Source organism: Paludibacterium denitrificans (assembly GCF_009707705.1).
Classification (GTDB): Bacteria; Pseudomonadota; Gammaproteobacteria; order Burkholderiales; family Chromobacteriaceae; genus Paludibacterium_A; species Paludibacterium_A denitrificans.
Map to the genome: position 1 here is coordinate 1,491,046 of NZ_WLYX01000001.1, position 15,973 is coordinate 1,507,018.

Here is a 15,973-nt window from a genome sequence, read left to right on the forward strand (position 1 = left end):
ACACGCATCCGCTGGCATGACGCCAGACGGGGAGATGCTTTGTCATGTTGAAACCGGATATACCACTCGATCGCTGGTGGCAGCAGCGATTGCGGATTGCCATGGTGGCGCTGGTCTACGGACTGTGCGGCGTACTGGCGGCGCGCGGGTTGGTGCCCGGTGGCGATAGCCTGCTGGCGCCGGTATGGCTGCTTACTGGTGTGGCGCTCGCCGCAACCATCCGCTGGGGCACCCGTGTCTGGCCGGGTTTGCTGCTGGCGGGAGTTTGGCTGGCACATGGCGAATTGGGCTTGCCGTGGTGGTCGGCCCTGCTGCTGGCCGCCGGTAATGTGGCTAAACCCGGTGCTGGCGGCTTCGCTGTTACGCCGCCGCCAGTGTGGCTATTTGCCGTTCTATCGCTTGTCCTGTGTGCTCTATTTTCTTGGCTATGGCATTTACCTGTCGCCGTTGCTGGCGGCCTTGAGCCATGCGCTGATCTCGCAGCCCGGCGCGATGTTCCAGCTGGGACGACAGTTTGTCTTCGGCTGGCTGTCGCACGCCGTTGGCACCTTGTTGCTGACGCCGTTGCTGCTGTTTGCCCTGACACCGGAACCCACGCGTTACCGCCGTGTTGCCGCCGCGCCGATGGAACTGGGCACGGTGGCGCTGGTGACGCTGGTACTGGCCGCGCTGGTGTCCTGGTTGTTGACCAGTCCGGCCGGGCTGTATGCCTTACCCTATCTTTTCATCATTCCGCTGTTGTGGGTGGCGTTCCGCGCACGGCTGGCGCTGGCGCATGCGTTGTCGCTGGCGATCATTCTGCTGGCGCTGGGTGGCGCCATGCAGGCACGCGGTGCGTTTTACATCGACTCGATACCACAGGCCGTGCTGGCGGTTGGCATGCTGGCGCTGGTGCAATCCATTACTTTGTTGATTGTCGGTGCGTTGTTGTCCGAGCGGCGCCATACGGAAAACTGGCTGCGGCAGGCCAACCAGCGGCTGGAACACAAGATGGCCGAGCGCAACCGGCAGTTGGCCGAAAGCGAAGCCCGCCTGCAGTTGATGGCCGATGCGTCACCGTTTCCCATGGTGATGAACGTGTTGAGTGGCGAACTGATTTACGCCAATGCCCGCGCCGAACAGTTATTCAAAAGCTCGATGCCCGCCAACCGCTGCGCGTACAGGATTTCTATGTCGATAGCGTGGCGCGCAGCCGGGTCAGCCAGCTGTTGCGGCGCCATGGCTCGGTGCGCGATCACGAAATCATGCTGCGCGATGCCAGCGGCCGCGAGTTCTGGGCGCTGGTGTCTTGCAGCGTGATCAAGAGCGCCATGTCGCGCTATGTGATTACCGGCATCAACGACATCAGTGAGCGCAAACGGCTGGAAAAGAACCTGCGCAATGCCAATCAGGCGCTGCGCCAGCATGTCAGCGAAATCGAAACCTTGCAGCAGGGCCTGCGCGAACAGGCGCTGCGCGATCCGCTTACCGGGCTGTTCAATCGTCGCTATCTGGACGATACCTTGCCGCAATTGCTGGCAAAACAGCGTGAGGTCGCGGTGTTGATGCTGGATGCGGATCATTTCAAACGCATCAACGATACCCACGGTCACAAGAGTGGCGACCGGGTGTTGAGCGCACTGGGCGCGCATCTGAGCGACCGTTTCCGCAGCAGCGACGTGGTGTGCCGCTATGGTGGCGAGGAGTTTCTCATCCTGTTGCCGGGGTCGTCGCTGGAGTCGGCGTATGCCAAGGCCGAGGAGTTGTGCCGTGAGGTGCGCCAGATGCCGATTGCCATTCCCGGCAATACTCTGCACGTTACGCTGTCGATCGGCGTAGCGGTGTATCCGCTGCATGGTAACGATGCCGAAAGCATGATCTACGCTGCCGATGCCGCCCTGTATCAGGCCAAGCATCAAGGGCGCGACCGGGTCTGCGCCGCCCGGCTGCCGCAACAGCAGTCGGTGTGAGGCACGGCGACGCCATTTCCGGCGAGGCCGTGAGCGGCGTGCTACCATTTCGCCATGGAACTTTACCGCTTATTGCAACAACAAGGCTTTGGCAGCCGCAAGGAATGTCGCCAGCTGGTGGATTACGGGCTGGTGGAAATCAATGGCGAGGTGGCAGAGGATTATCGCGCCGACATCGACCCGGTCAGCATTGACGAACTGGTGGTGGACGGCGAGCCGTGGCCGTTGCTGCACTTGCCGCTTTACCTGATGCTGCACAAGCCGGATGGCTACGAAACCTCGCATAAACCGCTGCACAACCCCAGTGTCTATACCCTGTTGCCGTGGCAACTGGGCAATCTGGGCATTTCTGCCGTGGGCCGTCTGGACGTGGATACCACCGGCTTGCTGCTGCTGACCACCGATGGCCAGTTCATCCATGCGCTGACGTCCCCCAAACGCCACGTACCCAAGCGTTACGAGGTGACACTCAAGCATCCGGTCACGCCGGAGTTCGTCAAACACCTGACCGCTTACGTGTTTCTCAAGGACGAAAACGAGAAGATTGCTGCCGATGCGGTGGATGTGCTGGATGAAATCACCATCCTGCTGACCATTACCCAAGGTAAATATCATCAGGTCAAGCGCATGGTGGCGGCGGCCAGCAACCGCGTGGCGCAATTACACCGGGTTGGCATTGGTGTGCTGCAGTTGGGTGAACTGGAAGAAGGCGCCCGGCGCCTGTTGACGGCCGCCGAGCTGGCCGAGTTGGGGTTTGCGGCGGATTGATGCCGCGCAGGTTGGCCGAAACAAAACGCCACGGTACGGGACCGTGGCGTTTTCATTAGGTGTGCAAGCGAGTGATCAGTACAAGGCGTCGGCGTAACGCAACAGCGCTTCATCCAGCGTTCTGGCCTCGTCGACCTGTTGATAGCCCAGTTCGTTCAGTTGCTGACGTGCCTGCGTGGCTTGCTGGTCGGCATGGCCGTACAGCGCAATCGGCGTGCTCTTGTCCGGCACCAGCGCGGCGATGCGGGCCGTCAGCTGGTCCAGCGGCAGCAGTTGGGCTCCCGGGACGTGGCTCTGGCGGTATTCTTCCGGCGTGCGCACGTCGATGATGACCCGCCCGCGTGAGGGGGTGTCGGTCAGACGCTGGGCAAAGGCAGCGGTGGTCACGCCGCCCAGTAGTACGCCAAAAAGATGGTTCATGATGACTGCTGTTCCCAATGAGAAGGTTGCCCGCGGTAGGGCATGGCTGCGCACAGAGCAAGTCGTGCTTCATGTGACGTGGCAAGTTTCTCATGCCAAATGATTGTTTGGCATTGTGGGAACTACCTATTCACTGCCCATTTTGGGGTGTGGCAATAGGTGACATCGGTGACGCTGGCGCTTGATCGGTAGTTATTGACTATTAATCAATTGCTTAGGTTGTTTTTTGCTGTTTGCACCGGCACATCCACTGGTCAGGCGGCGATGTAAAAAAGCGTTAACAACCATCCTCCGGGCCGTTAGCGTTCTGCCGTTTTGCCTAGGCGCCGGTACAGTGTGCTGCGGCTGATGCCCAGCGCGCGCGCGGTGGCGCTGGCGTTGCCGCCAAACCGGCCAGCATGGTAGCGGTGGCATCGGTCTCATCTGTGCGGGTGGCGCGTTGTGTGTCGCGGCGTTCCATGTCTTCACGCAAGGTCTCCGGTAGATGTTCGACGCCCAGCTGGGTGTGATCGTCGACCAGCGCCAGCAGCGTCATCAGCAGATTGTCGAGTTCACGCAGATTGCCGGGCCAGTGGTAGCGGCGGAGCAACGCTGCCAGTGGCGGTGTCAGTGCAATGCCGCGCCGCGGGGCGCCGTGCCGTTCCAGCAGGCGTTGTGCAATGGTGGCCACATCGCCGCGTTGGCGTAGCGGCGGCAGGCGCAGCGGGTAATGGCACAGGCGGTAATACAGGTCGGCCCGGAAGCTGCCTTGCTCCACCATCTGGCGCAGGTCGCGGTGTGTGGCACAGATCAGGCGGATGTCGACCTGATGCGATGGCCCGCCGCCCAGTGGCGTCACCACCCGTTCCTGTAACACGCGCAACAGCCGTGCCTGCAGCGGCAATGGCATATCGCCGATTTCGTCCAGAAACAGCACGCCGCCGTGGGCTTCACGCAAGCGTCCGCGGCTGCCCTGACGGCGCGCGCCGGTAAAGGCGCCTTCTTCATAGCCAAACAGCTCTGCTTCCACCAGTCCATCCGGAATCGCCGCGCAGTTGACGGCGACCAGTGGCCCTTTGGCACGCGTGCTGGCCTGATGCAGCGCCTTGGCAAACTTTTCCTTGCCGGTGCCGGTTTCGCCCAGTACCAGCACCGGTATGTCGGCAGCCAGTAGCTTTAGGCCGGTGGCCAACAGGCTGGCGGGCAGGTTACTCACATCTTCCGCCGGAGCGCTGGCCGGGCTGGCGGTGGCAGGGTTGGCCGAAGTGGGGCGCGGACGACTGCTGGTGGTGGCGGGCAAGATCGGCGGCAGGGCGCGTGCCGATAGTCGCTGCGCGCCATGGCTCAACAGGGCAATGCCGGTGCCAGCGTGGTGTAGCCAGTGGCTCAGGGTTTCGCCAAACAGGTCGGCAAAGTGCTGCTGGCGGATGGCCGTCCAGTCCAGCCCCAACAGGGCGATGGCAACGCGGTTGGCGGCAATCAGCCGCTCGTCCTGGTCAAAAGCCAGCCGGGCCGCCCGCGAAGTGGCCAGCTGGCTGGCATCCAGATGCAGTAAAAAAGTCGTGGCCTGTTGGCTGTGTACTTCGAACAGTCGCTGCTCGATCAGCCGTGCGGCGGCTTCCACCGCGGCACCATAGGGGTGGCCCAGTTTGCGTGGCAGACCGGAAATGTCGATGGCGCCGACAGGTTGGCCGAACGGATCGAGAATGGGGCTGGCGACACAGGCCAACTGGCGGTTGCGCTCCAGATAGTGTTCGCCACCGCGTACCAGAATGGTTTCGCGGCGCGACAGGGCCGTGCCGATAGCATTGGTGCCGCGCACTTCCTCGCCCCAGTCCATACCCGGCCGCAACGACACCCGCTCGGCCTTGTCGAGAAAGGTCGGGTGGCCCATTTCATCCAGAATGACGCCGTGGCGATCGGCCACGATCACCACATGGCCTTCATCCACCACGCTTTCAAACAGGGTGTCCAGATGCGGTCTGGCCAGTTGCAGCCAGTCGGCATTGGCCTCGTGGCGGCGCGACAGTTCCGCGGCTTCCAGTGCTTGGCTGTGGTAACCCGATGCTCGGCAGACCCAGACCGCGACAGCGTTGCCGGGATTGCAGGATGGTCGGCGCAATGACGCCATCCGGCAGCGGCGCGTCGTCAAAGAAGCGGCGGCGGATTTCCTGTAAGGACAGTGAGTGGAGTGTGGTCATCGGTCAGAGACTCCCGGTGTATCAGGTGTAGCGCGACAACTGTCGCAGGGCGTGACAGCGTATCCCCGCTGATTGGCCTGATTATCGGTGCTTCTGCGTGCACTGCAAGCGATTGTTTCTGCGGGGTTTGTGCTGCATTGCAAAAAAAATTAAGGCAAAAGCTCTAATAGCGACGCTTTGCCTGTTGTTGCACTGCAAAGAGCCATTGGGCTGGCACGCTGTGTGCACTGTGGTAATCCGGCCCGATCCGGGTTTGACGCACAAAATAACAGCATCAGGAGACTCACCATGTCGCACATCCGCCCATCTTTCGAACTGAAGCAGCGTTATGCCAATTACATCGGTGGCCAATGGGTGCCGCCGGTCAATGGCCAGTATTTTGAAAACCTGACGCCGATTACCGGCAAGCCTTTGTGCGAAGTGCCGCGTTCCGACGAACAGGATATCGAGCTGGCGCTGGATGCCGCTCATGCCGCCCGCGCCAAGTGGGGCCACACCCCGGTTGCGCATCGCGCCGGTGTACTCAACCAGATTGCCGACCGCATGGAAGCCAACCTCAAGCTGTTGGCCGAAGTGGAAACCCGGGACAACGGCAAGCCGATCCGCGAAACGCTGGCTGCCGACATCCCGCTGGCGATTGACCATTTCCGCTACTTCGCCTCCTGCATCCGGGCGCAGGAAGGGAGCCCGGGTGAAATTGACAGCAATACCGTGTCCTATCATTTCCACGAACCGCTGGGTGTTGTCGGCCAGATCATTCCGTGGAATTTCCCGTTGTTGATGGCAGCCCTGGAAGCTGGCTCCGGCTCTGGCGGCGGGTAACTGTGTCGTGCTCAAACCGGCCGAACAGACACCGCTGTCGATTCTGGTGTTGGCCGAACTGATTGGCGACTTGCTGCCGCCGGGCGTGTTGAACATCGTCAACGGCTATGGCACCGAAGCGGGCAAGGCGTTGGCCACTTCCACGCGCATCGCCAAGATTGCCTTTACCGGCTCCACGCCGGTGGGCCGCCTGATCATGGGCTATGCCAGCCAGAACCTGATTCCGGTCACGCTGGAACTGGGTGGCAAATCGCCCAACATCTTCTTTGCCGATGTTGCCGATCAGGATGATGCCTTCTTCGACAAGGCCATCGAAGGCTTTGTGATGTTTGCGCTGAACCGAGGTGAGGTCTGCACCTGCCCGAGCCGTGCGCTGATCCACGAATCCATCTACGACCGCTTCATGCAGCGCGCGCTGGAGCGTGTTGCCGCCATCAAGCAGGGTAACCCGCTTGATCCGTCCACCATGATCGGCGCGCAGGCGTCGCTGGAGCAGATGGACAAGATTCAGGGCTATCTGGAAATTGGTCGTAACGAAGGCGCCAAAGTGCTGGTAAACGGTGCGCGTGCCCATCTCGGTGGTGACTTGGAAGACGGCTACTACATCCAGCCGACGGTGTTCCGTGGCCACAACAAGATGCGCGTGTTCCGGAAGAAATCTTTGGCCCGGTGGTGTCGGTGACCACCTTCAAAGACACCGAAGAAGCCCTGCACATTGCCAACGACACGCCGTTTGGCCGGGTTCCGGGGTGTGGACGCGTAACATCAATACCGCCTTTGCCATGGGCCGCCATATCGAAGCTTACCGGGTCTGGACCAACTGCTACCACGCCTATCCGGCGCACGCGGCCTTTGGTGGCTACAAGCAATCCGGTATCGGCCGGGAAACCCACAAGATGATGCTGGAACACTATCAGCAAACCAAGAACCTGTTGGTCAGCTACTCCGAGGATAAGCTAGGCTTCTTCTAAGCCTGCCGTATAGGTCGCGCTCTCTGCTGCTTACGCGCCCGCGACGGACTTGTGATCCTGGACAAAACTTGCATGGCGCGCCCTGCGTACCATGCCAGCAGTCGTCGCTACCCGCGGCGCGCTGAACCGACAGAAAAGGATAGTTAATGAGCACCTCTACCTTCTTTATCCCAGCCGTCAACATGATGGGCGAAGGCAGTCTGCAAGAGGCCATGACGGCCATTCGCGGTTACGGTTTTCGCCATGCACTGATCGTGACCGATAAGCCCTGTCCCGTGCTGGTGTGGCGACCAAAGTGGCCGAATTACTGCGCCAGCAAAATCTGCAAGCCACCATTTTTGATGGTGCCAAGCCCAATCCGACCGTCGGCAATGTGGAAGCTTGGCCGTGTTGCGCGAAAACGGCTGCGACTGCGTGATTTCACTCGGCGGCGGTTCGCCGCATGACTGTGCCAAGGGGATTGCGCTGGTAGCCACCAATGGCGGCCATATCGGCGATTATGAAGGGGTGGACAAGTCCGCCAAGCCGCAGTTGCCGCTGATCGCGATCAATACCACGGCGGGCACGGCCAGCGAGATGACCCGGTTCTGCATCATTACCGATGAATCGCGCCACATCAAAATGGCCATTGTCGACCGTAACGTCACGCCGATGTTGTCGGTCAATGATCCGACCCTGATGCTGGCCAAACCGCTTAAGCACTGACGGCCGCTACCGGCATGGATGCACTGACGCACGCCGTGGAAGCCTACGTTTCCACCGCCGCTACCCCGATTACCGATGCCTGCGCGCTCAAAGCGGTCGCGCTGATTTCGGCCAACCTGCGTGCCGCCGTGAAGAACGGTCAGGATCTGCACGCCCGTGAGCAAATGGCCTATGCCCAGTTCCCTGTGCATGGCGTTTAACAATGCGTCGCTTGGTTATGTGCATGCCATGGCGCACCAGCTGGGCGGTTTCTACGACCTGCCGCATGGCGTGTGCAATGCCGTGTTGCTGCCGCACGTGGAAGCGTTCAATGCCGAAACCTCCGCCGCGCGTCTGGCTGACGTGGCCCGCGCCATGGGCGTGAACGTGGCTGGCCTGACCGATGCCGATGCCGCAGAAGCCTGCCTGAACGCCATTCGCCTGTTGTCGGCTGATATCGGTATCCCTGCAGGCCTGACTGAACTGGGCGTCAAGACCAGTGACATTCCTACGTTGGCCGAAAACGCACTGCGTGATGCCTGCGGCCTGACTAACCCGCGCAAGGCAAGCCAGGCCGATATCGAAGCCATCTTCCAGAACGCGTTGTAACCTTTGTTGTGACCCTCCAGTACCCTCTGTGGGTACACCCGTTTGACCGCCCTTCGGGGCGGTTTTTTTTCGCGGCACGCCTTTGGTGAAGGTGGTGATGCCCCAACGCGCTTGCCGCACCGTCCACATGATGTGCTGGCCGTGAGCCGTGCTCGTGTCAGTGCCATGCTGACGTCGTAAACGGCGATCCGTCTGACGGTTTGTCGGATCGGCTGGCCGTTGGGGGATAGAACGTAGTGCTGCTGGGGTGAGGAAATTAAGAGCATCTCCTCGCCATAGGTAGCATGCAAAACGACCTCGCCAAACAATTTGTAATTTATTTAATGTTTTACGTTATTTATCTACGTAATTATTGCGTTACCGTACGGGTGGTTTCACAGTTCGGCCCACATGCGCAGCAGGTTGTGATAGCTGGCGGTTAGAGTCACCAGCTCCTCGGTATCGCCGTGTTGCTGGCGCAAGCGGGAAATGGCCATGTCCATGTCAAACAGCAAGGTGCGCCGGGCATCATCGCGGACCATGCTCTGGGTCCAGAAAAACGAGGCCAGCCGGGCGCCCCGCGTTACCGGTTCTACCCGGTGCAGGCTGGTGGCCGGGTACAGCACCATGTCGCCGGCGGGCAGTTTGACGCTGTGTAAGCCGTAGGCATCTTCCACCACCAGTTCGCCGCCGTCGTACTCGTCCGGCTGGCTGAAAAACAGCGTGCACGAGACATCCGTACGGACCCAGCTGCCGTCAAACGGATGCGAACGTACGGCGTTATCCACATGGTTGCCAAAATCCATGCCGCCCTGATAGCAATTGAACAGCGGAGGGAAAACCGTTTTCGGCAGCGCAGCAGAGAAAAACTGGCTATTGCGTTTGAGTGCCGCCTCCACCATGGCCTGCAGCTCGCGTGCCGTTTGCTGTTGTTGTGGCAATTGTAGGTTGCGTTTGACTTGCGCCGATTGGGTTCCGGCCGTCAGGCGGCCATCGGCCCAATCGGCCTGACTCAACAGACGGCGGCCGTGCGCCAGTTCTTCCTGAGTTAAAACATTGGGAATATGTAACAGCATGGGGAATCCTTGTTCTTGATCATCGATGGCCCACGACGAGCTGTGCAGCCCGTCGTGGGGGCTTTCGGCCAACCTTCCGTTGGATGTCGCGGCTGATTTAGTACTTCAGCCCTACGGTCAGCTGCGCTTCACGCGGGGTGCCCAGCGTGGCGTGCCCGCCGTAGGCGCCGTCGTAATAGGTCTTGTTGGTCAGGTTGTAGAGATTGAGTTGCAGCCGGTAGTGCCTGGTTTCATAACTCAGCATGGCGTTGGCAACCGTGTAGGACGGCAGGTAGTTGCTGTTGGTCTCGTTGGCGTAGCGCTTGCCAACATAGGTCGCGCCGATGCCGCCGGTAATCCCGTCGGTAAAGCGATAGGTGGTCCACACATTGGCGGTGGCGCGTGGCGTGTAACGCGGCATCTTGCCTTCGGTGCCGGTCTGCCCCAGTGCCGGTGGTGCCGCCTTGTCGATTTTGGAGTCCATCAGCGTGACGCCCGCCGATAGTTCCCAGCGCTCGGTCAGGCGGCCATTGCCTTCCAGTTCCAGCCCCGGGTGTGGCGTTTGCCGGAGAGTACCACCACGCTGGTGTCGTCCGGGTCGGTATTGCGCTCGTTGGTTTTTTCGATCCGGAACAGCGCCGCGCGCAGGCTGGCATCGCCATCCAGCACATCCCATTTGGCACCCACTTCAATGTTGCGGTTCTTTTCCGGGTCGACCTTGCTGGTTCCCTTGTCCAGCGCGTAGGTCTCGCCAGACGGATTGAACGACGTGCCATAGCTGGCGTAATACGACTGGACAAAATCCGGTTGCCAGATCAGCCCGCCGCGCCAGCTCCATACCCGGTCAGTGCGCGACAGATCATAAGTGTTGTTGCCATTGACCGAGCCGTCGCGGTTATAGCCATGGGTGCTGTAGTCGCCGGAAAAGCGGTCAAAGCGGGTGCCAAACACGGCTTTCCACCGGGGATTCAGTTCCAGCGTATCCATCGCATACACGCCAATATTGTTGGCATCAAACGTGGTGTTGCTGGTGCGATAGCGTGACAGGTTGACCGGGTCGGCTGCATTCGGGTTGCCCACCGTAGTGGTCGGTACTGTGCCGTACAGCGCGTAGCGGCTGGTGTCCGACTGTTCGTAGCTCAGTTCCAGCCCGCTCAAGAGCGTGTGTTTGATCGCGCCGGTGGTAAAGCTTTGCGTCAGGTCGGTCTGGTTGTTCCATGACTGGTCCGCGCCGCTGCGCAGCGGTTTGCTGCGGCGCATGATGCTGTCGGCGCTCAGGTTGTTGGAACTGGCCGGGCGTGGGGCGGTTGGGTTCACATCGCGCCAGAAGCGGTTGTAGCGCAACTGGTTGGTCAGTTCGGTGCCATCGCCAAAGTCGTGGCTCAGTTTGGCGGTCACGATGTCGGCCGAAGTCTTTTCGTAGTCGCTATCCAGCCCGTAAAACCTGTCGCGTGCCACATTCAGTGGTTGGTGGGTATTGGCGTTATACGGCACGCCATAGTCCGGCACGTTGTCTTCTTCCTGGTGGAAGTAAGACAGGGTCAGCGTGGTGGGTTCTCCCAGCCCAAATGCCACCGATGGTGCCACGCCCCAGCGGGTATTTTTGGCCGCGCCACGGTCGCTGCCATCGTGGGTGTCCATCAGGTTGAGGCGAACGGCGGAGTGTTCGCCGGTCATCTGGTTGATGTCAGCCGTCACGCGCTGATAATCATGCGTACCCGTGGTAAAGTCGGCTTCCAGCTTGTCGTTTAACAGGGGAGATTTGCTCACCTGATTGACCACCCCGCCGGTCGAGCCGCGCCCAAACAACATTGAGCTGGCACCCTTCAACACCTCCACGCGCTCATCATTAAAGGCATCGCGGTTGTACTGGCCGATGTCGCGCATGCCGTCGCGGTAGGTATCGGTTGCCGCAGAGAAGCCGCGGATGACCACCTGATCGCCGGTGCGTCCGCCTTCTCCTGCCGCAAAGGTAATGCCCGGCACGTTGCGCAATGCCTCTTTCATGGTGGCGGCGCCCTGATCCTGCATCAGTTGCTGGTTGACCACCGAAACCGATTGCGGGATGTCGCGCAGCTTCTGTTTGATCTTGCCAATGGTGGACGTCTCCGTCTTGTAGGTTCCCCGTACCGGGGCATCACCTTCCACGGTGACGGTATCCAGCGTCTGGGTGCTCTCGCTGCGGCCGGTGGCCGGGCTGAGTGCCACGGCCAGCATGCCCGCCGCCACGCTGGCCGGTAGCTTGTGCTGCCCCAGATACTCGGAGCGCATCAGGCGATTTTTCATGGTGTCCTCTTTATGGTGTGTGGTTGTGTCAAACACGGTTGTGAAGGTGCACCTGTCCCGGGACGTTGCTCGCGCGCGCAGCCGTCCCCGCACACTGGTGGGCAGTGTGTTATTGGCAGACAGGAGGGGAGGGGCGGAAACCGTTATGTCCCGCCCCGGAAACGGCAGGCGGCGCTAAGGCGCGGTGGTGACAAAGCCGATACGGCTGATACCGCTACGCTGCGCGGTGGCCAGCGCCTGCGCCACGCTGTCATAGCGCAGGGATTTGTCTGCTTGCAGCGCCAGCTCCACATTCGGTTCGCGGGATACGGCCGCCGCAAAGCGCGGGCCCAATTCGTCGCGGCTCACCGGCTGACCATCCCAGTAATGCTGACCTCTGGCATCAATCGCCAGCCGGATCTGGCGTCTTAAGCGGTTGTGCTGTGCTGGAGGCTGCCTGTGGCAAATCCACGCGCACCTGCTGGGTGAGTAGCGGCGTAGTAATGATGAACACCACCAGCAGCACCAGCATCACGTCCACCAGCGGCGTGGTATTGATCTCTGCCATTGGCGTGCCCGTGCCGCGGTCAAAACTACCGAACGCCATGTGCGTGCTCCGGTTGGGTCAGTAACTGGGCGTGTAGATCGTGGGCAAAATGATCCAGTTGCTGTGCCAGCAGACGCTGGGCGCGCGTCAGCGCGTTATAGGCCAGTACCGCCGGAATCGCCGCGGCCAGCCCGGCCGCCGTGGCAATCAGGGCTTCGCCAATCGGGCTACCGTGGCGATGTTGACCTGTCCAGACAGGCCGATCGACGTCAGTGCGTGATAAATCCCCCATACTGTGCCAAACAGGCCGATGAACGGGGCGGTAGAGCCCACCGAAGCCAGTAGTGTCATGCCGGTTTCCTGACGCGCGGTCTCCTGTGCCGGGGACTGGCGGATGGCGCGGGTGAGAAACTCGTTGAGCGGGCAGGTCTTGCCCAGTGAGTGCTCGGCATGTCGCTGGTGGTGGCGTAAGGCTTCCAGCCCTTCTCGCGTTAGTTGGGCAATCGGCGCGCTCGACCGGGCAATGGCCTGTTCGGCTTCCTGCCAGTTACTGGCGGCCCAGACCGCGTTTTCGGCCAACCTGTTGGCTCGCCGGGTGCGCAGCGTCTGGATGCCGCGCAACAGAATCAGATACCGGGTAGCCAGAGACATCAAAACCAGCAGGCTGAAGGTGATCATCAGGACCACATCGCCTTGTTCAAATACAGTCAGCAGTTTCATGATGGGCGTACAGCTTTCAGGGAAAATTCAACAGGAACAATAAAGGTATAAGGAATGGCCTCATCGCCTTGGCGCGCCGGGACAAATTTCCAGCGGCGCACAGCGGTCAGTGCCGCCCGGTCCAGCCGCGGAAAACCACTGCTCTGCGCCAGCTCGACCACACTCGGCCAACCCTGTGCGCTTACCTGCACCCGCAGGCGCACGGTGCCCTGTTCCGCCAGTTCCAGCGATAACGGCGGATAGAGCGGCTTGGGGTTGTTCAGATAACCACCGCGATACAGTGGCTCATGCACTGTGGCGGTACTGGTCTGGCGTGGGCCACCGCTGGCCGCGGAGGGTGGGTTATCCGCTAATGGGTGGCCATCACCTTCGTTGCTGCTGGCGGGTGCGGGCTTGGCATGGGGTGAAGTCGCCTGTTCGGACGGCGCTGATAGCGTAACCGGTGCGGTTGTGCTGGCTTGCCGACGCCCTGGTCGGCGTTTGTCGTGTTACCGGGTGCGGGGTGGCCGTTGTGCTGTCGGGCTGAGACTGTTCCGTGCTCGTCAGCGTCATCATTGGCAGGCTGGCCAAGCGCGGCGGCTGGATCGGCGTTGGCGTGAGCAGATAGCCGCTCACCGCCAGTGCCGCCAGCAGATGCAAGGCGCCACTGCTCGCTAGTGCTGCGGTAGGCAAGGAAGGTCGAAAGGGTCGAGGTTGCGTGTCCATTCATTTATGGTAATGCAAATCATTATCATTAACAATAATTTTCGAAGGACGGTTATTCCCTGAGGTTTTGCTCGGTGGATCACTTGTAATTACCGGCTCTGCCTTGATATTGACAGCGCGGATCTGCTGCGGAGCAGACCAGTTCAAGGATGGAAACAGCACATGCAGCAGTTTGATGGTACGACTATAGTTTCTGTGCGACGCGGCTCACGCGTGGCGCTGGGTGGGGATGGCCAGGTTACGCTGGGCAATATTGTCATCAAGGCGACTGCCCGCAAGATTCGCCGCTTGTATCACGACAAAGTGCTGGCTGGTTTTGCCGGTGGCACGGCCGATGCCTTTACCCTGTTCGAACGCTTCGAAGCCAAGCTGGAAAAGCATCAGGGGCATCTGGTGCGCTCGGCGGTGGAGTTGGCCAAAGACTGGCGTACCGATCGCATGCTGCGCCGCCCGGAAGCGATGCTGATCGTGGCCGACCACGAAAGCACGCTCATCATCACCGGTAACGGCGATGTACTGGAGCCGGAGCAGGGCATCGCCGCCATCGGCTCCGGTGGCGCCTTCGCGCAGTCTGCCGCGCGTGCACTGTTCGAGAATACCGAACTCGATCCCGAAGTGATCGTGAAAAAGTCGCTGGAAATCGCCGGTGACATCTGTATCTACACCAACCAGAATCATCTGATCGAAACGCTGGGTTGATCCCGCACACCAGATCAAACGCCGGGTTGGCCGAAGCGCAAGCGTACATTCGGCCAACTTGGTTCGGAGGTTTCCCATGACACAAATGACCCCACAAGAAATTGTTCACGAACTGAACAAACACATCATCGGCCAGGACGCCGCCAAGCGTGCCGTGGCCATCGCCCTGCGTAACCGCTGGCGTCGTCAGCAGGTGGACGAGCCGCTGCGTAGCGAAATCACTCCCAAGAATATTCTGATGATCGGCCCCACCGGCGTGGGCAAGACCGAAATCGCCCGCCGTCTGGCCAAATTGTCCGGTGCGCCGTTTATCAAGGTCGAGGCCACCAAGTTTACCGAGGTCGGCTATGTTGGCCGCGATGTGGACACCATCATCCGCGACTTGATGGAAGTGGCGATCAAGGAAACGCGCGATGCCGCGATCAAGCGTAATCGCACCCGCGCCGAAGATGCAGCAGAGGACCGTATTCTCGACGTGCTGCTGCCGCTTACGTAGCCATGCCGGTTTCTTTGGTGGCGAGCTGCCGAAACGGCCAAGCCGGAGGACGGCGCCACCCGCCAGAAATTCCGCAAGATGCTGCGCGAGGGTAAGCTGGACGACAAGGAAATCGAGATCGACGTTGCTGCTCCGCAAAGCAAGATGGAAATCTTTGCCCCGCCGGGTATGGAAGATTTCTCCAGCCAATTGCAGAGCATGTTCCAGGGCATGAACGCTTAAGCAAAACCAAGGCCGCCAAGCTGAAGGTGGCCGAGGCATTCAAGCTGTTGATCGACGAGGAAGCCGCCAAACTGGTCAGCGAAGACGATATCAAGGCCGAAGCACTGAAGAACGTCGAGCAAAACGGCATTGTCTTCCGGATGAAATCGATAAGGTTACCAGCCGTTCGGAAGGCAGTGGCGCCGACGTATCACGCGCCGGCGTGCAGCGCGACCTGCTGCCTTTGGTGGAAGGCACCACCGTTTCTACCAAATACGGCATGGTCAAGACGGATCACATCTTGTTTATCGCTTCCGGCGCCTTCCAGTTGTCCAAACCATCCGACCTGATCCCGGAACTGCAAGGGCGCCTGCCGATCCGCGTCGAGCTGTCATCGTTGTCGGTGGATGACTTCAAGCAAATCCTCACCAGTACCGATGCCTGCCTGACCCGTCAGTATCAGGCATTGCTGGAAACCGAAGGAGTTGAGCTGGTGTTTGCCGAATCCGGCATTCAAAGGTTGGCCGAAATCGCCCGGCAGGTAAACGAAAAGACCGAAAACATCGGCGCCCGTCGGTTGTATACCGTCATGGAAAAACTGCTGGAAGAAGTGTCCTTCTCCACCACCGCAGGCCAAGTGGAAATCGACAGTGCCTACGTCGACAGCAAGCTGGACCTGCTGTCGCAGCGTGAGGACCGGCGCGCTACGTCCTTTAACTGGCCTGCCCAACATTACCTATATATAGATGCGGCAGTCAGCGCCACGTTGATTCGTCCGTTCGCTGACTAAAAAGCCCCGATAACGGGGCTTTTTTCTTGTCTGGCGCGATGCCCGGATATGAAGGCATATGCCTCTTGTGAAATGAGCCCAATCATTTGCCGAAACCCTAAATGGATAAGTAG

General features: G+C 60.3%; 18 protein-coding genes and 5 pseudogenes. 13 read left to right on the top strand and 10 right to left on the bottom strand.

The window, feature by feature from the left end:
* Window positions 1-327 precede the first annotated feature (327 nt).
* From GKE73_RS09935 to GKE73_RS09945, 3 genes are read left to right on the top strand one after another with little or no spacing between them, the layout of a single operon-like run.
* On the top strand, window positions 328-1,299 hold the full coding sequence (locus tag GKE73_RS09935; RefSeq protein WP_230369931.1) for an MASE1 domain-containing protein: 972 nt from the start codon (window positions 328-330) through the stop codon (window positions 1,297-1,299).
* On the top strand, window positions 1,245-1,949 hold the full coding sequence (locus tag GKE73_RS09940) for a sensor domain-containing diguanylate cyclase (protein WP_230369932.1): 705 nt from the start codon (window positions 1,245-1,247) through the stop codon (window positions 1,947-1,949). Before GKE73_RS09935 ends, GKE73_RS09940 begins: the two co-directional genes overlap by 55 nt.
* Window positions 1,950-2,003: 54 nt before the next feature.
* Window positions 2,004-2,717, top strand: coding sequence for an RNA pseudouridine synthase (locus tag GKE73_RS09945; protein ID WP_230369933.1), 714 nt, complete (start codon window positions 2,004-2,006; stop codon window positions 2,715-2,717).
* Between the two features lie 75 nt (window positions 2,718-2,792).
* On the opposite strand, the gene GKE73_RS09950 is transcribed toward GKE73_RS09945, so the two are convergent.
* The 3 genes and pseudogenes from GKE73_RS09950 to GKE73_RS09960 all read right to left on the bottom strand — a co-directional run.
* The gene (locus GKE73_RS09950) at window positions 2,793-3,137 is read right to left on the bottom strand and encodes a rhodanese-like domain-containing protein (RefSeq protein WP_230369934.1); all 345 of its coding nucleotides are present in this window, start codon (window positions 3,135-3,137) and stop codon (window positions 2,793-2,795) included.
* A gap of 299 nt (window positions 3,138-3,436) precedes the next feature.
* Window positions 3,437-3,493 (bottom strand): hypothetical protein, encoded by a 57-nt coding sequence (locus tag GKE73_RS09955; protein WP_230371457.1) that lies wholly within the window; start codon window positions 3,491-3,493, stop codon window positions 3,437-3,439.
* A gap of 140 nt (window positions 3,494-3,633) precedes the next feature.
* Window positions 3,634-5,247 (bottom strand): annotated as a pseudogene (locus GKE73_RS09960) (sigma-54-dependent Fis family transcriptional regulator); the annotation flags it as partial.
* A gap of 358 nt (window positions 5,248-5,605) precedes the next feature.
* On the opposite strand from GKE73_RS09960, the gene GKE73_RS25690 reads away from it, so the two are divergent.
* The 6 genes and pseudogenes from GKE73_RS25690 to GKE73_RS26535 all read left to right on the top strand — a co-directional run bounded on the left by GKE73_RS25690 (window position 5,606) and on the right by GKE73_RS26535 (window position 8,403).
* Entirely contained in the window at window positions 5,606-6,139 is a 534-nt protein-coding gene (locus GKE73_RS25690) for an aldehyde dehydrogenase family protein (protein ID WP_376767326.1), read from the top strand.
* Window positions 6,140-6,146: 7 nt separating this feature from the next.
* Window positions 6,147-6,820: pseudogene (locus GKE73_RS25695) on the top strand (aldehyde dehydrogenase family protein); the annotation flags it as partial.
* Window positions 6,821-6,888: 68 nt separating this feature from the next.
* Window positions 6,889-7,110 (top strand): aldehyde dehydrogenase family protein, encoded by a 222-nt coding sequence (locus tag GKE73_RS25700; RefSeq protein ID WP_376767327.1) that lies wholly within the window; start codon window positions 6,889-6,891, stop codon window positions 7,108-7,110.
* Window positions 7,111-7,497: 387 nt separating this feature from the next.
* Window positions 7,498-7,815: an iron-containing alcohol dehydrogenase gene (locus GKE73_RS26525; RefSeq protein ID WP_446686326.1), complete on the top strand. Its 318-nt coding sequence runs from the start codon at window positions 7,498-7,500 to the stop codon at window positions 7,813-7,815.
* A gap of 14 nt (window positions 7,816-7,829) precedes the next feature.
* Complete coding sequence (locus GKE73_RS26530) at window positions 7,830-8,015, top strand: dehydroquinate synthase/iron-containing alcohol dehydrogenase family protein (protein ID WP_280954867.1); 186 nt, start codon at window positions 7,830-7,832, stop codon at window positions 8,013-8,015.
* A complete protein-coding gene (locus GKE73_RS26535) occupies window positions 8,005-8,403 on the top strand; it encodes a dehydroquinate synthase/iron-containing alcohol dehydrogenase family protein (RefSeq protein ID WP_280954868.1) in 399 nt (132 codons plus the stop codon). The genes GKE73_RS26530 and GKE73_RS26535 overlap by 11 nt, the downstream gene beginning before the upstream one ends.
* A 374-nt stretch (window positions 8,404-8,777) precedes the next feature.
* Here GKE73_RS26535 and GKE73_RS09975 read toward each other — a convergent pair whose 3' ends face one another.
* The 6 genes and pseudogenes from GKE73_RS09975 to GKE73_RS10005 all read right to left on the bottom strand — a co-directional run bounded on the left by GKE73_RS09975 (window position 8,778) and on the right by GKE73_RS10005 (window position 13,608).
* Window positions 8,778-9,458, bottom strand: a complete 681-nt coding sequence (locus GKE73_RS09975; RefSeq protein ID WP_230369935.1) for a Fe2+-dependent dioxygenase — start codon at window positions 9,456-9,458, stop codon at window positions 8,778-8,780.
* Between the two features lie 97 nt (window positions 9,459-9,555).
* Window positions 9,556-11,723: pseudogene (locus GKE73_RS09985) on the bottom strand (TonB-dependent receptor).
* A gap of 174 nt (window positions 11,724-11,897) precedes the next feature.
* Window positions 11,898-12,309: pseudogene (locus GKE73_RS23205) on the bottom strand (ExbD/TolR family protein).
* Window positions 12,296-12,969, bottom strand: a pseudogene (locus GKE73_RS09995) (MotA/TolQ/ExbB proton channel family protein). The pseudogenes GKE73_RS23205 and GKE73_RS09995 overlap by 14 nt, the downstream one beginning before the upstream one ends.
* Window positions 12,966-13,262, bottom strand: a complete 297-nt coding sequence (locus GKE73_RS10000) for an energy transducer TonB (RefSeq protein ID WP_230369937.1) — start codon at window positions 13,260-13,262, stop codon at window positions 12,966-12,968. The pseudogene GKE73_RS09995 and the gene GKE73_RS10000 overlap by 4 nt, the downstream one beginning before the upstream one ends.
* Before the next feature lie 70 nt (window positions 13,263-13,332).
* On the bottom strand, window positions 13,333-13,608 hold the full coding sequence (locus tag GKE73_RS10005; RefSeq protein ID WP_230369938.1) for a hypothetical protein: 276 nt from the start codon (window positions 13,606-13,608) through the stop codon (window positions 13,333-13,335).
* Window positions 13,609-13,836: 228 nt separating this feature from the next.
* Here GKE73_RS10005 and hslV point away from each other — a divergent pair, with 228 nt between their 5' ends.
* The 3 genes from hslV (at window position 13,837) to GKE73_RS25710 (ending at window position 15,091) form a co-directional block, all read left to right on the top strand.
* Window positions 13,837-14,373: an ATP-dependent protease subunit HslV gene (gene hslV / locus GKE73_RS10010; RefSeq protein ID WP_230369939.1), complete on the top strand. Its 537-nt coding sequence runs from the start codon at window positions 13,837-13,839 to the stop codon at window positions 14,371-14,373.
* A 76-nt stretch (window positions 14,374-14,449) separates the two neighbouring features.
* The gene (locus tag GKE73_RS25705; protein WP_376767328.1) at window positions 14,450-14,869 is read left to right on the top strand and encodes an AAA family ATPase; all 420 of its coding nucleotides are present in this window, start codon (window positions 14,450-14,452) and stop codon (window positions 14,867-14,869) included.
* Window positions 14,870-14,947: 78 nt separating this feature from the next.
* Window positions 14,948-15,091 carry a hypothetical protein gene (locus tag GKE73_RS25710; RefSeq protein WP_376767329.1) on the top strand — a complete coding sequence of 48 codons (144 nt, stop codon included), beginning with the start codon at window positions 14,948-14,950 and terminating at the stop codon, window positions 15,089-15,091.
* On the opposite strand, the gene GKE73_RS25715 is transcribed toward GKE73_RS25710, so the two are convergent.
* On the bottom strand, window positions 15,088-15,213 hold the full coding sequence (locus GKE73_RS25715) for a hypothetical protein (RefSeq protein WP_376767330.1): 126 nt from the start codon (window positions 15,211-15,213) through the stop codon (window positions 15,088-15,090). The genes GKE73_RS25710 and GKE73_RS25715 overlap by 4 nt on opposite strands.
* A gap of 23 nt (window positions 15,214-15,236) precedes the next feature.
* On the opposite strand from GKE73_RS25715, the gene GKE73_RS25720 reads away from it, so the two are divergent.
* Window positions 15,237-15,860, top strand: a complete 624-nt coding sequence (locus GKE73_RS25720; RefSeq protein ID WP_376767423.1) for an AAA family ATPase — start codon at window positions 15,237-15,239, stop codon at window positions 15,858-15,860.
* Window positions 15,861-15,973 lie beyond the last annotated feature (113 nt).

Excerpts from the sequence above, each read along its gene's own strand:
- GKE73_RS09945 (WP_230369933.1), top strand. The coding sequence starts at position 2,004 with ATGGAACTTTACCGCTTATTGCAACAACAAGGCTTTGGCAGCCGCAAG.
- GKE73_RS09950 (WP_230369934.1), bottom strand. The coding sequence starts at position 3,137 with ATGAACCATCTTTTTGGCGTACTACTGGGCGGCGTGACCACCGCTGCC.
- GKE73_RS26535 (WP_280954868.1), top strand. The coding sequence starts at position 8,005 with ATGGCGTTTAACAATGCGTCGCTTGGTTATGTGCATGCCATGGCGCAC.
- GKE73_RS09940 (WP_230369932.1), top strand. The coding sequence starts at position 1,245 with ATGCTGCGCGATGCCAGCGGCCGCGAGTTCTGGGCGCTGGTGTCTTGC.
- hslV (WP_230369939.1), top strand. The coding sequence starts at position 13,837 with ATGCAGCAGTTTGATGGTACGACTATAGTTTCTGTGCGACGCGGCTCA.
- GKE73_RS25710 (WP_376767329.1), top strand. The coding sequence starts at position 14,948 with ATGCTGCGCGAGGGTAAGCTGGACGACAAGGAAATCGAGATCGACGTT.
- GKE73_RS09935 (WP_230369931.1), top strand. The coding sequence starts at position 328 with ATGTGGCTAAACCCGGTGCTGGCGGCTTCGCTGTTACGCCGCCGCCAG.
- GKE73_RS25690 (WP_376767326.1), top strand. The coding sequence starts at position 5,606 with ATGTCGCACATCCGCCCATCTTTCGAACTGAAGCAGCGTTATGCCAAT.
- GKE73_RS09975 (WP_230369935.1), bottom strand. The coding sequence starts at position 9,458 with ATGCTGTTACATATTCCCAATGTTTTAACTCAGGAAGAACTGGCGCAC.
- GKE73_RS25705 (WP_376767328.1), top strand. The coding sequence starts at position 14,450 with ATGACACAAATGACCCCACAAGAAATTGTTCACGAACTGAACAAACAC.
- GKE73_RS26530 (WP_280954867.1), top strand. The coding sequence starts at position 7,830 with ATGGATGCACTGACGCACGCCGTGGAAGCCTACGTTTCCACCGCCGCT.